The organism is Kutzneria buriramensis (assembly GCF_003387475.1).
Taxonomy (GTDB): Bacteria; Actinomycetota; Actinomycetes; order Mycobacteriales; family Pseudonocardiaceae; genus Kutzneria; species Kutzneria buriramensis.
The window spans coordinates 155,180-168,668 of record NZ_QUNO01000011.1; the positions used below are offsets into that span (position 1 = coordinate 155,180).

Genomic DNA, 13,489 nt, shown 5'->3' on the forward strand with positions numbered 1-13,489 from the left:
CACTTCTGTCCGTGATGCAGGGAAGGACGCCTTACCCTCGTTCAACGCGGGTAAGGCGTCCTTCCCTGCATTAGGTCACCCCCAGGGGGCGCGTCAGCGGTGGGAGGAGGTGCGGACGAAGGCGGCCAGGTCGGCGGATTGCTGCAGGCGGCTGGGTTCGTGGACGTACATCATGTGGCCGGCCTCGTAGTAGTGGAGGTCGATGTTGCCGCGCAGCTCCTCGGGGATGGCCAGGTGCGCGACGACGTAGTCACTGCCGGCGAAGGGGGTGGCGCCGTCGTGGTAGCCGGCGGCGACATGCACGCGGAGGTGAGAGTTGACGCGCATGGCGGCGGCGAGCTTGTCGGCGACGGTGACGTGGGAGTTCTCGAAATCCTTGTACGACCACGGCCGCACCCGGTCGGAGAGGACCTCGTACGGCAGGTCGTTCTGGTAACCGAGCTCCCCGCGCAAATAGTGGTTCAGGGCCGAGGCGTACGGGCCGGTGATGGCGCTGATCGACGGGTCGTGGCTGAAGTGCTCACGCCCGTAATCGCCCTCCCAGCCGGTGAATCGCCCGTCGATGCGACCCACGGTGAGCCTCCGCGAGCGCAACAGCTCGGTGAAGAACCGGATGTGCTCGATACGGAGGTTGACCCGGTCGACGTAATCCGGTGACAGGCCGGTCAAGGCCGCGATACGGTCCACAATGGACTGTCGGTCGTCGGCGGAGAGGCGGTTTCCCTGAACCAGGGCCCAGATGTAGTCGCGCTCGGCGAAGGCGGTGGCCTCGGCGACGACCTCGGCCAGCGGCCGAGAGCCGTGCAGGCCGTGGTAGTGGGCGATGGCGGCGTAGGTCGGCAGGAACAGCGCGTACGGCAGTTCGTTGCCCTCGCTGAAGTCCAGGGCGTTGAAGTCGAGCGCCGTGGAGATGAGCATCAGCCCGTTGAGGTACATGCCGTACTTGGACTGGAGCCGCTCGGCGATGGCGGCGCCGCGGGTGGTGCCGTAGGACTCGCCGGCGATGAACTTGGGCGACATCCACCGGTCGTTGCGCGACGTCCAGAGCCGGATGACCTCGCTGATGTACTCGATGTCGGCGGCGAAACCGTGGAACTCCTCGGGCTTGCCGCCCTTGACGGCCCGCGAGTAGCCGGTGGAAACGGGGTCGATGAACACGAGGTCGCTCTCGGCGAGCAGCGTCTCGGCGTTGTCGACGAGCTCGTACGGCGGCGGCGTCAGCGTGCCGACATCGCCGCTGACGACCCGGCGCGGCCCGAGCAACCCGAGGTGCAGCCACACGCTCGCGGACCCCGGCCCGCCGTTGAAGGCGAAGGTCACGGGCCGCCGCCCGGCGTCCGCGCCGTCGAGGGTGTACGCGGTGAGGAACACCTCGGCCTTGGCCACGTTCCCGTCGAACGCGCCCTCGGTGTGCTTCTCCTGCCGCAGCACGATGCGCCCGGTGGTCGCGGTGTACTCGAGAGCCCGGCCGCCGACGGTGATCGAGTGACGGGTGGTCACCAGGTCGTCGGTCGGCTCGTCGGTGGGCTTCTGCTCGTCGTTGCCTGACATGGGTGGAACCCTAACCATCGTGCGTCTACAAGATCTGGACAATGCGGTGGTCGAGTGTCGACGATGCCCGCGCCTGGTGGCCTGGCGCGAGTCGGCGGCGACGCAGAGCCGGGCGCGCGCCGAGGAGTACTGGTCACGTCCGGTGCCGGGCTTCGGGCCGGCGGACGCCCGCATCGCGGTGATCGGCCTCGCGCCGGCGTTGCACGGGTCGAACCGCACGGGCCGGATGTTCACCGGTGATCGCAGCGGCGACTTCCTGTTCGAGGCGCTGCACGCGGTGGGCCTGGCGTCGCAGCCGCACGCGGTCTCGCGGGACGACGGCATGCGGTTGTACGACACGAGGATGGCGGCACCGGTGCGTTGCGCGCCGCCGGAGAACAAGCCGACGCCGGAGGAGCGCGACAACTGCCGGCCGTGGCTGGCACAGGAACTCCAACTGCTGCGGCCGACCCTGCGAGCGGCGGTGGTGTTGGGTGCTTTCGGCTGGCAGGCGCTGCTACCGGTGCTGAGCGCGGCGTGCTGGCGGGTGCCCAAGCCGCGGCCGGTGTTCGGGCACGGCGTCGAGCTGCGCCTCGAGGCGACCGACGGTGGCGCGCCGCTGACCCTGCTGGGGTGCTTCCACGTCAGCCCGCACAACACCTTCACCGGTCGGCTGACGCAGCAGATGGTGCGGGACGTCTTCGAGCGGGCGAAGGCGGTCGCAGATGACCAAGAGTGACGGTAAGGTGCGCCGCCGCTGACCCGAACGGGCGGGTGAACCGATCAGGTCAACCGGGAGAAAACCGGCGTAACAGACACCGCGACCACCGACCGTGATCATGCTCACGAGGGATCGCCGTCACATCGGGCCGATTGTGGTCTGCGGCCCCTGGCGGTGGGTGCGACCATGGCAGGTATGGCGGCAGTGAAGTCGGAACCCGCGAGGATCCTGATCGTCGGCGGTGGCTACGTCGGCATGTACACCGCGTTGGGGCTGCAGAAGAAGCTGCGGTCCCGGGAGGCATCGGTCACCGTTGTCGACCCGCAGCCGCACATGACGTATCAGCCGTTCCTGCCCGAGGCCGCCGCCGGCTCCATCGAGCCGCGGCACGTGGTGGTGCCGCTGCGGCGGGTGCTGCGCAAGTGCCACGTGCTCACCGGCCGGGTCACCAAGATCAGTGACGCCGACAAGGTGGCCACCGTCGAGGCGCTGGACGGCCACGTCGAGGAGATCCCCTACGACGTGCTGGTCGTCGCCCTCGGCTCGGTCGCCCGCACGCTGCCGATCCCCGGCCTGGCCGACCGCGGCATCGCCTTCAAGACCATCGGCGAGGCCATCTACCTGCGCAACCACGTGCTGTCGCGGCTGGACCTGGCGTCCACCACCGACGAGCCGGAGCTGCGCAAGCGGCTGCTCACCTTCACGGTCATCGGCGGCGGCTACGCCGGCATCGAGGCGCTGGCCGAGCTGGAGGACATGGCCCGCTACGCGCTGCGCTACTACGAGAACCTCGACCCCGACGACATGCGCTGGGTGCTCGTCGAGGCGACCGGCCGGATCATGCCGGAGGTGCGCGACAGCCTCGGCGTCTACACGGTCAAGGAGCTCGAGGCCCGCGGCATCGAGGTCTACCTGGACACCCGGGTGAAGACCATGGAGGACGGGCACGTCGTCCTCGACGACGGCACCGAGTACGACTGCGACACCATCATCTGGACCGCCGGCGTGAAGGCCAACCCCGTGTTGGCCGAGACCGACCTGCCGCTGGACCAGCGCGGACGGGTGATCTGCACGGCGACCATGCAGGTGCAGGGCCTGGACGGCGTCTGGGCTGCTGGCGACAACGCGGCCGTGCCGGACCTGTCCAAGACCGACGTCGACCCGGCCGCCACGTGCAGCCCGTCGGCGCAGCACGCCGTGCGGCAGGCCAACCAGCTGGCCAAGAACATCGTGGCGGTGCTGCGGGGCCGCAAGCCGAAGCCGTACGTGCACAAGTACGCCGGCTCGGTGGCCAGTCTCGGCCTGTACAAGGGTGTCGCCGACGTCTACGGCTTCAAGGCCAAGGGCTTCATCGCGTGGGGCATGCACCGCGCGTACCACGTCTCCCGGATGCCCACGTTCAACCGGAAGGTGCGGGTCGCCTTCGACTGGCTGGGCTCCTGGGTGCTCAAGCGCGAGGTCGTGTCGCTCGGTCAGATCAACGACCCGCGGGCCGAGTTCGACCGGGTCACCAAGAGCTGAACGTACGTATCGGCGTGCAACACGACCCTCTTGATCCGCCGAATGGGCTATGATCGGTGTCAGTCGTCTTGACATTGCGTTAGGCGGGTCCCGAAACTACCCGGGGCGGATCGCCTGAACGTGTGACGCCTTGGGGAAAGAGGTGACCGCGATGTCGATGGAAGACCTGGCCGCGCAGCTGCGCAACGGCGAGATCGAGGACCAGGCGCTCGCGGAGTTCGCTGCCGAGTACGCCCGGGCGGAGCGGATCTCCCGCAGCAAGAAGGACGACTGAGCATGATCGGCGCTGGGCGGGCCCAGTCGGACGGCCCGCCCCAGCCGATGCTCCCCGCGCGGCCCACCCCGCTGCTCCTGCAAGGCCAGGACTACGTCTTCCGGGCGCCCAGCGGCTGTTACGACTTCCAGGAGCAGATCCACCGCCTCGAGATGGTCGAGGACACCGGCGACCCCGAGCCGTGCGTGCTGGTGCTGGCCCGATCCGCCGACATGGAGATGAACGAGCTGTCCATCGCGCTGGCCGAGCGCGGCATCCGGATGGCCCGCATCGACGTCGACCGCTGCCTCGACCTGGCGTTGACGATCTACACCGACGCGCCGCTGGTCGAGCTCGACCGCTGGCTGCTGCGGCCGCTGCTGGTGTGGCGCCGGCACTTCGAGCTCGCCGCCATGCCCGTGGACCCCCGGACCATCTCCGGTGCGTACGCGCTGGACCAGTGGGGCACCGTCGCCGGCTGGCTGACCGAGCGCACCGAGTGGGCGCACGTGAACCCCGCGCGGGCCACCGGGCATCTCAACCGGCTCACCCAGCTTTCCGATGCCACCGCATTCGGGCTGAGGACGCCCAGGACGGCCGTGACGACCCAGCCCGGGCGGAGCAGGCCCGGAGGGGGCCAGTGCATCGTCAAGACGGCCGGGCGGCACCTCGTCGAGCCGCGGCCCGGCGTGCAGCACGGCCTGTTCCCCCGGCCGCTGGACACCTCCCGCGCCGGCGACGTCCCCGAGGCCGCGCCCGTGATCGTGCAGCAGTACCTCGCCGCCGACACCGAGCTGCGCGTTTTCGTCGTCGGCGACAAGCTGATCGGGTACCAGGTCGACAAGTACGACCCGGCGCAGCTGTGGGTGGATCCCGACAACGTCTCCGTCAAACCGGCCGAGGTGCCGTGCTCGCTGGCCGACCGGCTGCGGGCGCTGGCCCGGCACTGGCGGCTCCAGGTCGCCGCGTTCGACCTCCTCGTGGTCGACGGCGAGTACGTGTTCCTCGAAGTCAATGTCAACTGTGACTGGCGCTGGTTCGAGCACCGCGCCGGCAGCAGCGAGGTGTCCGACGCCGTGCACGAGTGGGTGGCCGTGCGTTTCGGCGAGCTGCTGGCCGCCGATCGGGGCCGGTGACCGGTGCGCACGTACCTCCACAGGGGGTCGAGCCGATCCGCCGGGTGGGCGAACAGGGTCTCAATTGGCTGTAAGTACCTGACCGTGGGCAGTCGGACGGCTTAGGCTCCCCACGCCCCCGTAGCCCAATCAGGCAGAGGCAGGCCCCTTAAAAGGGTCAGAGTGTCGGTTCGAGTCCGATCGGGGGCACTCTCCGTAACCTGGGGTGGCCATCCCCTGACCAGCGTTAAGCCAGTCAGGGGACGATCACGTCCCGTCCAGTGATGTCCCGTGATTCACAGCCGAGGGGGACTCCGGCAGATGTAGGCCCGTAGGCGGGTCGTCGTGCCAGTTCTCCTCGAACACCGGCGGTGCGTCGTAGGCGCCCGGCGTGCTCAATCGGACCGTGCCGCCACGGATGTCCGCGCCGACGAAGTCGACCTTCCCGCCGGAGAATCCGGCGTAGTCGAAATCGACCGTTCCGGCGGTGAAGGACGCGCCCTGCGAGAAGCGCGTGCCGTCGGCGAGGCTGTGACCGAAGCCGACGGTTGCGCCGTCGAATGACGCCCCGTGGAAATCGACCTCCGCTCCCGAGAACTCCGCGCCGACGAAAGCGACCTCGCCGCCGGTGAACTTGGCCATGGAGAAGTTGACCAGGCCCGCGAGGAACTTGGCGGCGATGAAGTTGGTCAGTCCGCCCGAGAACTCCGCGAAGGAGAAGTCGACGACGGCGCCGGTGAACTTCGCGCCGACGAATGCCGCCTCGCCGTCGGGGAACTTCGCCCCGTGGAAGCTGACCCGGCCGCCGGAGAACTCGGTGTTGATGAACCTGTCCTCCTCGCCGGCGAAGATCGCGTAGTCGAAGTTGGTGGCCCCGGAGAAGACGGCGTCGTCGAAGGAGCCGCCGTCGAAGACGGCTCCCTTGAAATCGAAGTTCCGGCCCTGCCAGGAGACGTCCGCGCCTGGGCGTAAGCGGGACGTGATCACTCGAATGATGGTGTTGCGGACGAGGCGTTCCTCGTAGCCGGCCTGTCCCGCCGGCGGGCCGTCCTCGGATTCGGCGGCCGCGACGTAGGGCATCCGAAGGTAGGCGCAGAGCACGTCGATGCACGTCTGGCGGCCGGCCTGCCAGTCGTCGGCGAGACCGGCCATCGCGTAGACCCCGGCGAGCCGGGCGGCGGGCTTGTCCGCGCTCAACTGATCGGCGGCCCGGCCGAACCGCTCGTTGAACAGCTTGGTGTCCTCCCGGCGCGCGGCGTCTTCCTGCCGACCGTGCTCGGCCTCGCTCAGATGCTGTTTGCGTGACGCGACCACCAACGCGACCACCGCACCGATGCCGGCGGGGACCGCCAACGTGATCTTGAGCAGTTCGATGCGGCCGGCGCTGTCCGGCGGACTGAGGAACTGCCACAGCACCACGCCGCTGCCGACGGCGATCACGACGGCCAGGGCGAGCCATGCCGCCACGTGCCAGCCGAACCGCAAACGAAACCTGCCCGGCTGGCGCCCCGCGCGTCGAGTCACGTCAGCGGGTGTACCGGGCGGGTGACGGCGTCCGCAAGGCTGTGACTCGCCCGGTCACCACATTCGCCGGCCACCGCGGGCGAGGGCGCGGGCGCGGCGGACGAGGTCGTCGATGACCTCGGCGTCGGCCGACGGCGGCGTGCCGGTGCGCGGGTCGCAGCAACTGGGCTTGGTGCGGCGGGTGTTGTCGGTGGGCCAGGTGCCGGCGAGTTCGTACAGGGCGTCGTAGACGTTGCGGCCGGGGTCGGTCTGCTCGTGCGGACCGACGAGCACGATCCACGCCCGGGCGGAGCCCTCGAAGGCGACGACGACTCGGTCGTTGTCACGCAGGTGGCGCACGCACAGCCGGGGCAGCGGCGCCGGGCCGGTGACGCGATAGCCCAGGGCGGCGCAGCCGCGGTGGGCCAGATCGTCCAGGAAGGACTCGTACGCCTTGCGGGCCGGTCCGCGCAGCAGCGCGGCCTGCGCCGAGGCGACGCGGGTCTCGACTACTTCGATCACTCAGGAATCGTCGTCCCCGGGCGCACAACCGTTCCCTCGCCCCGCACTACTTCTTCCAGGCTCACGGCCAGGTCCTCGCGTTCCAGCAGGGCCTGGTCGGACAGCCGGCGGTGCACCTCGTCGAGCAGGCCGCGGGTGCGGCCGATGCGGCGGATCTCCCGGACCAGGTGCAGCACCTCGTGCACCCGGCGCGGCTCCAGCCGCATGGTGGGCTCCTGCTCGCTGACCACCAGCACGCCCTCGCTGGCCCACGCCCGCACCGTCTTCTCGGTGAGTTCGAGCAGGTCGGCGGCCACGACCGGGCGGATGGGCGTCGCGCTGGCCAACAGGTCGTCGGCGACGTCGTACAGCTTGTCGCGGCCGGGCGCGCCGCTGGGCAGCGTGCCGGCGACCTCCTCGATCGCCTCGACGTTGGCCAGCAGCCGCTCGGTCTGCTCCCTCTCGGCGGCCACCGACATGACTACCTCCCCGTCTCGACTACCGATTATGGGGTGTGTTTTCGGTAGTGACAAGCCGAGTGTGTGATTCACGTGAAACGTCAAGCGAACACGCCGATGTCACCGGACTTTCCGCCCGCCCCGGTGACGGGCGTCACGGAGTTGGGACCTCCCTGATGTAGGTTCGTCTCCCTGCTCCCGTAGAGATGACGCGATGCCCAGTCCCGAGTTCGAGGCGCTGCTCACGGCGATCCGGGCCAGTCCCCGGCCCGAGCCGGCCGCTGGCGCGGACGGCGTGCGGCGGGCACGCGAATCGATGGACCTGGCGCTGGGCGCGATTCCGCTGGCCGACGGCGTGCTGACGGGCGAGACCGACGCGGGCGGCTGCCCGGCGGTGTGGGTGCGCCCGCAGGGCAGCGCGATGGACCGCGTCCTGCTCTACCTGCACGGCGGCGGCTACCGCGCCGGCTCGGCGCAGGCGTTCGCCGGCTTCGCCTCGCAGTTCGCGGCGGTGATGGGCATGCCGGCGCTGGTGCCGGACTACCGGCTGGCCCCCGAGCACCCGTTTCCGGCGGCGGTCGAGGACGCCGTGCAGGCGTACAAGTGGCTGCTGGCCGAGGGCTACTCGCCGGGCCGGGTGGTGCTGCTCGGCGACACCGCCGGCGGCGGACTCGCGGTGGCGACCATGCTCGCGGTCCGCGACCTGGGCCTGCCGCAACCGGCCGCGGCGGCCTGTCTGAGCCCGCTGTTCGACCTGACGGCCAGCGGCGAGTCGTACGAGAAGTTCGCCGAGGACGACCCCATCTACAGCCGGGCGCAAGCGCTTGCCGCCGCGGCGGACTACCTCGGCGAGGCCGATCCCCACGAGCCGCTGGCCTCGCCGCTGTTCGCGGACCTCGCCGGCCTGGCGCCGCTCATGGTGCACGCCGCCGACCGCGAGGTGCTGGTGGACGACGCCCGGGTCCTCGTCGCCGGCGTGCTGGCCGCCGGCGGGCGGGCGAACCTGGAGGTCTGGCCCGACCTCATGCACTTCTGGCACGTCTTCGTGCCGGACATCCCCGAGTCGACCGCGGCGGTGCTCGGCGTCGCGGAGTTCCTGCTCACCTACATCGGGGCCTAGGAGTCGTCGTTCAGGCGCGCGTCCTCCAGGTCGAGGGTGCGCTGGAGCCGTCGGCGCGTGTTGTCGTCGATGGTGCCGTCGTCGAAAAGCCTGGTTAGTTCGGCCATTTCCACGGCGAGCAGCTCGCGCCGGAGCCGTCGATAGGTGGCCCCGGTGGGCTCGTCGGGGGTGTCGCCGTGGTCGATCCGCGCCAGCAGGCTCTGTCTGAGCCGGTCGAGCACGGCCGGCGGCGCGGTCTCGAGGTCGTAGAGCTGCTCGAGATGCGCCAGGCCCGCCTCGGCCAGCCGCACGTTGGCGATGGCCTGTTCCTTGCGCGCCTCGGCCGGAGTGCGGGCGACGCCGGCCTTGCGCACCAGCGGCGCGAGGGTGAAACCCTGTGCCACCAACGTGATCACGATGACGGTGGTGGCCAGCGCCAGCACGAGGTCCCGCTGCGGCACGGGATCGCCGTCGTCGGCGAACAGCGGGATGGACAGCACGGCGGCGAGCGGCACGACGCCTCGTGCGCCGGCCCAGGAGACCACTGTGGACGTACGCCAGTTGACCCGGCGATTGCCGCGCCGCAGCTGCATGATCCAGCCCAGCGGGAACACCCAGAGGAACCGGATGACGATCAGCGCGGCGGTGATCACCAGCGCCTGCCACGGCCAGCCGGGGTCGGAGCCGGCCAGCGCCCGCACGAGGTACGGCAGCTGCAGCCCGATCAACGCGAACACGGCGCTCTCCAGGATGAAGATCACCGTGCCGTAGACGGCCTCGACCTGGAGCCGGATGTGCGCGGTGGTGATCTTCGGCGTCTGCGCGCCGAGCACGACGCTGCACACCACCACGGCGGTCACGCCGGAACCGCCGAGGCTCTCGGCCAGCACGTACGCCGCGTACGGGCTGACCAGCGCGATCACCGTCTCCAGCACGGGATCCACCGTCCGCCGCCGGATCAGCCAGATGCCGCCGGCGACCACCAGCCCGAGCACCAGGCCGCCGCCGGCCAGCAGCAGGAACTCGCCGCCGACGGACTCGAACGACACCGCGCCGCCGGCGATCGCCGCGGACACCGCCAGCCGGAACAGCACGAGGCTGGTGGCGTCGTTGAACAGGCTTTCGGCCTGTACCAGCACTTGGATCCGCGGCGGCAGCGACAGCCGGCGACCGAGCGCGCTGACCGCGACCGGGTCCGTGCTGGCGAGGACCGCGCCCAGCACGAAGGCCATGCTTGCCGGCAGTGGTGCGACGAAGGCGGCCACCAGTCCCACGACCCCGGCCGACGCCAGCACCAGTCCCACCGCCAGCACCGTCACCGGCCGCCACACCGCGCGCAGGTCCCGCCACGGCATCTCCTCGCCGGCGGCGTAGATCAACGGCGGCAGGACGACCAGGCTCACCAGTTCCGGAGTGGCTCGGACCTCCGGCACCCCGGGCAGCAGGCCGACCACCACGCCCGCCACCACCAGCAGCGACGGCGCGGGAATGCTCAGCCGCCGGGCGAATGCGGCGACGACGGTCGCCAGCACCACCAGCAGGAGCACCGTCTCCACGCTCTGCATCGCTGGCACGCCTTTCGCCGGGGTCGACAACGCCTCGCCGACCAGACTTCCCGGCACACCGCGTGGAACCCTACCTGCCACGCCACTCGAACGGGTGGATCAGCCGTTCAGATACGCCAGCACGGCCAGCACCCGGCGGTTGTCGTCCTCGTGCTGGTGCAGGCCCAGCTTGGCGAAGATGTTGTTGGTGTGCTTGCCCACCGCCTTCTCGGTGACGAACATGCGCGCGGCGATGGCGGCGTTGGAGCGGCCCTCGGCCATCAGCCCCAGGACCTCCTTCTCACGGGGCGTCAACGTGCCGAGCGGCGCGTCGCGTTCGCGGCTGGTCAACAGCTGGGCGACGACCTCGGGGTCCATGGCGGTGCCGCCGTCGGCGACCCGCCGCACGGCGTCGATGAACTGCTTGACATCAGAAATGCGATCCTTGAGCAGGTAGCCGACGCCGCCGCTGCGGTCGGAGAGCAGTTCGCGGGCGTAGAGCTGTTCGACGTACTGGGACAGCACGAGCACCGGCAGCCCCGGCCGGGAACGGCGGGCCTCGATCGCCGAGCGGAGGCCCTCGTCGGTGAAGGTGGGCGGCAGCCGCACGTCGACGACGGCGACGTCGGGCTTGTGCTCGGTGAGCGCGGCGAGCAGCTCGGGCCCGGACTCGACGGCGGCGACGACCTCGAAGCCGTGCGCCTCCAGCAGCCGGATCAGGCCGTCCCGAAGCAGCAACAGGTCTTCCGCGATGACTACACGCACGCGGTGGAGCTAACCACAGCTCACCGGCCGCCGAGAGCGGTTTGCAGCCGTAGCAACAGCTCCTGGAGCTCGATGATCCGCCGGATGCCAGCGGTGTTGATGCCCTCGCGCTGCGACAGGTCCCGGATCTGGCGCAGCCGCTCGATGTCGCGCGGGGAGTACCGGCGCTGCCCGTTGTCGGCACGGTAGGGCCGCACCAGCCCGTGCGCCTCGTACGTGCGCAGCGTCTGCGGATGCAGGCCGACCATCGAGGCGGCGGCCGAGATCGAGTACACGGGCGTGGTGTCAGCCACCGAACGCGGCCTTGAGCGCGGGCATGTCGCCGTCGTCGAGCGCCTTGCGGACGGCGGCGATCCGGTCCGGTGGATACGCGTCGGCGTTGTGCAGCATGGACTCGGCGGCGTTGCGCAGCTCCGCCTCTTCACGGCGCCGGCGGTCCTGCGAAGCGTGCTCCGAGGCGTCCCGGATCATGCGGTCGATCTCGTCGGCGGGCAGGGCGGAACCGCCGGTGATGGTCATCGACTGGGAGGCGCCGGTGTCGAGGTCCCTGGCCGACACCTGCACGATGCCGTTGGCGTCGATGTCGAACCGCACCTCGATCCGCGGCACGCCCCGCGGCGCCGGCGCGAGGCCGGTCAGCTCGAACATCCCCAGCCGCTTGTTGTCCGCGGTCATCGGGCGTTCGCCCTGGTAGACCTGCACGGGGATGGAGGTGTAGTTGTCGCCCGCGGTCGTGACGACCTCGGTGCGGCTGGTCGGGATGGTCGTGTTGCGCTCGATCAGCTTGGTCATCACGCCGCCGAGGGTCTCGATGCCCAGCGACAGCGGGGTGACGTCGAGCAGCAGGACGTCCTTGACCTCGCCCTTCAGCACACCGGCCTGCAACGCCGCGCCGACCGCAACGACCTCGTCCGGGTTCACGCCACGGTTCGGCTCCCGGCCGGTCAGCTCCCGCACCAGCTCCGCCACCGCCGGCATGCGGGTGGAGCCGCCGACCAGCACCACGTGGTCGATGTCGGCGACCGCCACGCCGGCGTCCTTGATCACGCTGGCGAACGGCGCCCGGCAGCGGTCCAACAGGTCCTTGGTGATCCGTTCGAACTCGGCGCGGGACAGCGTCTCGTCCAGGAACAGCGGGTTCTTGTCGCCGTCGACCGTGATGTAGGGCAGGTTCAGCGTCGCCGACACCGCCGACGACAGCTCGATCTTGGCCTTCTCGGCGGCCTCGCGGACCCGCTGCATGGCCATCTTGTCCCGGCTCAGGTCGACCCCGAACCGGCCGAGCACCCAGTCGACGATGCGCTGGTCCCAGTCGTCGCCGCCCAGGTGGTTGTCGCCGGAGGTCGCGCGAACCTCGACCACGCCGTCGCCCAGCTCCAGCAGCGAGACGTCGAAGGTGCCGCCACCCAGGTCGAACACGAGGATGGTCTGTTCGTGCTCCAGACCGTGGGCGAGCGCCGCTGAGGTGGGCTCGTTCACGATCCGGAGCACGTTGAGGCCCGCGATCTGGCCGGCCTCCTTGGTGGCCTGCCGCTGCGCGTCCTCGAAGTACGCGGGCACGGTGATCACCGCGTCGGTGATCTCCTCGCCGAGGTAGGCCTCGGCGTCCCGCTTGAGCTTCATCAGCACCCGCGCGGAGATCTCCTGCGCGGTGTACTTCTTCCCGTCCGCCTCGATCGACCAGTCGGTGCCGATGTGCCGCTTCACGGACCGGACCGTGCGGTCCACGTTGGTGACGGCCTGGTTCTTCGCCGGCTGGCCGACCAGCACCTCGCCGTTGCGGGCGAACGCCACCACCGAGGGCGTCGTGCGGGCGCCCTCGGCGTTGGCGATCACCGTCGGCTCGCCACCCTCCAGCACCGCCACGACCGAGTTCGTCGTTCCCAGGTCGATGCCGACCGCACGCGCCATGGCCACCCTCCAGAGTTGAGCATCCTGGAGTCAACTATGCACGCACCGCTGAGCTCAACGCACAAACCTTAGTCGGGTCGACTCAAGTCTGGGCGTTGGGTCAGTTCGTGGGCCCGCAGGTCCAGCCGGAGGTGAACTTGGCGTCGTCCTCGACGCAGGCGGCGAGGCTGTTCCCGGGCCCGTCATAGATGCCACGGCTCTCCGCGCCGCTGTGCGTGGGGCCGTAGCGGTAGCTCCAGTTGCTCATGTCCACGATCGCGAATTCGCAGCTGCTCGCGTTCACGGTCGGATCGATGTACATGAAGTCGTGCAGCCGGCCGTCGGGGCCGGTGTGCAGCTCGGTGAACTCGGTGGCCTGGCAGGCGCTGTCGAAGGCGAACGAGGTGGGGGCCACGCTGGCGTCGGCGGGCAGGGTCGTGATCCCTGCCGCCAGACAGACCAACGCGGCAACGGCGCCGACTCGTCGCGCGGTCGCGAATCCCATGATCGTCTCTCTCGGTGGTCGTCCGGTCGGCCGCGCGTCACCGCAGGCCGGAGTGCCCGCCGACGCTATGGACAGGCGTCCTGG

14 protein-coding genes and 1 tRNA gene are annotated in these 13,489 nt (G+C 70.2%); 6 read left to right on the forward strand and 9 right to left on the reverse strand.

The window, feature by feature from the left end; all coding sequences use genetic code 11:
* Positions 1-93: 93 nt before the first annotated feature.
* Complete coding sequence (locus tag BCF44_RS30525; RefSeq protein WP_116177875.1) at positions 94-1,551, reverse strand: S10 family peptidase; 1,458 nt, start codon at positions 1,549-1,551, stop codon at positions 94-96.
* Here BCF44_RS30525 and BCF44_RS30530 point away from each other — a divergent pair.
* The 5 genes from BCF44_RS30530 (at position 1,550) to BCF44_RS30545 (ending at position 5,350) form a co-directional block, all read left to right on the forward strand.
* Positions 1,550-2,269 carry a uracil-DNA glycosylase gene (locus BCF44_RS30530; protein WP_116177876.1) on the forward strand — a complete coding sequence of 240 codons (720 nt, stop codon included), beginning with the start codon at positions 1,550-1,552 and terminating at the stop codon, positions 2,267-2,269. The two genes, BCF44_RS30525 and BCF44_RS30530, sit on opposite strands and share 2 nt — an antisense overlap.
* Before the next feature lie 177 nt (positions 2,270-2,446).
* A complete protein-coding gene (locus tag BCF44_RS30535) occupies positions 2,447-3,772 on the forward strand; it encodes an NAD(P)/FAD-dependent oxidoreductase (RefSeq protein WP_116177877.1) in 1,326 nt (441 codons plus the stop codon).
* A gap of 151 nt (positions 3,773-3,923) precedes the next feature.
* A complete protein-coding gene (locus tag BCF44_RS58655; protein ID WP_281283156.1) occupies positions 3,924-4,046 on the forward strand; it encodes a hypothetical protein in 123 nt (40 codons plus the stop codon).
* A gap of 2 nt (positions 4,047-4,048) precedes the next feature.
* Entirely contained in the window at positions 4,049-5,161 is a 1,113-nt protein-coding gene (locus BCF44_RS30540; RefSeq protein ID WP_246015751.1) for an ATP-grasp domain-containing protein, read from the forward strand.
* Between the two features lie 114 nt (positions 5,162-5,275).
* A tRNA-Leu gene (locus BCF44_RS30545) sits at positions 5,276-5,350 on the forward strand.
* 57 nt (positions 5,351-5,407) lie between these two features.
* On the opposite strand, the gene BCF44_RS30550 is transcribed toward BCF44_RS30545, so the two are convergent.
* Genes BCF44_RS30550 through BCF44_RS30560 form a run of 3 tightly spaced genes read right to left on the reverse strand, consistent with a single transcriptional unit; the run spans position 5,408 to position 7,623 of the window.
* Complete coding sequence (locus BCF44_RS30550; protein ID WP_147328699.1) at positions 5,408-6,664, reverse strand: pentapeptide repeat-containing protein; 1,257 nt, start codon at positions 6,662-6,664, stop codon at positions 5,408-5,410.
* Positions 6,665-6,718: 54 nt separating this feature from the next.
* Positions 6,719-7,165, reverse strand: coding sequence for a hypothetical protein (locus BCF44_RS30555; protein ID WP_116177879.1), 447 nt, complete (start codon positions 7,163-7,165; stop codon positions 6,719-6,721).
* Positions 7,162-7,623 carry a hypothetical protein gene (locus BCF44_RS30560; protein WP_116177880.1) on the reverse strand — a complete coding sequence of 154 codons (462 nt, stop codon included), beginning with the start codon at positions 7,621-7,623 and terminating at the stop codon, positions 7,162-7,164. The genes BCF44_RS30555 and BCF44_RS30560 overlap by 4 nt, the downstream gene beginning before the upstream one ends.
* Positions 7,624-7,816: 193 nt before the next feature.
* Between BCF44_RS30560 and BCF44_RS30565 the strand changes: the two genes are divergently transcribed.
* Complete coding sequence (locus tag BCF44_RS30565; RefSeq protein WP_116177881.1) at positions 7,817-8,722, forward strand: alpha/beta hydrolase; 906 nt, start codon at positions 7,817-7,819, stop codon at positions 8,720-8,722.
* Here BCF44_RS30565 and BCF44_RS30570 read toward each other — a convergent pair.
* The 5 genes from BCF44_RS30570 to BCF44_RS30590 all read right to left on the reverse strand — a co-directional run bounded on the left by BCF44_RS30570 (position 8,719) and on the right by BCF44_RS30590 (position 13,405).
* Complete coding sequence (locus tag BCF44_RS30570) at positions 8,719-10,323, reverse strand: Na+/H+ antiporter (RefSeq protein WP_246015753.1); 1,605 nt, start codon at positions 10,321-10,323, stop codon at positions 8,719-8,721. The two genes, BCF44_RS30565 and BCF44_RS30570, sit on opposite strands and share 4 nt — an antisense overlap.
* A gap of 42 nt (positions 10,324-10,365) precedes the next feature.
* Entirely contained in the window at positions 10,366-11,010 is a 645-nt protein-coding gene (locus tag BCF44_RS30575; RefSeq protein ID WP_116177883.1) for a response regulator transcription factor, read from the reverse strand.
* A 20-nt stretch (positions 11,011-11,030) separates the two neighbouring features.
* Positions 11,031-11,303 (reverse strand): heat shock protein transcriptional repressor HspR, encoded by a 273-nt coding sequence (locus BCF44_RS30580; protein ID WP_246015755.1) that lies wholly within the window; start codon positions 11,301-11,303, stop codon positions 11,031-11,033.
* Positions 11,296-12,921, reverse strand: a complete 1,626-nt coding sequence (dnaK, locus tag BCF44_RS30585) for a molecular chaperone DnaK (RefSeq protein WP_116178090.1) — start codon at positions 12,919-12,921, stop codon at positions 11,296-11,298. The genes BCF44_RS30580 and dnaK overlap by 8 nt, the downstream gene beginning before the upstream one ends.
* A gap of 100 nt (positions 12,922-13,021) precedes the next feature.
* Complete coding sequence (locus BCF44_RS30590) at positions 13,022-13,405, reverse strand: hypothetical protein (protein WP_116177884.1); 384 nt, start codon at positions 13,403-13,405, stop codon at positions 13,022-13,024.
* Positions 13,406-13,489: the final 84 nt, after the last annotated feature.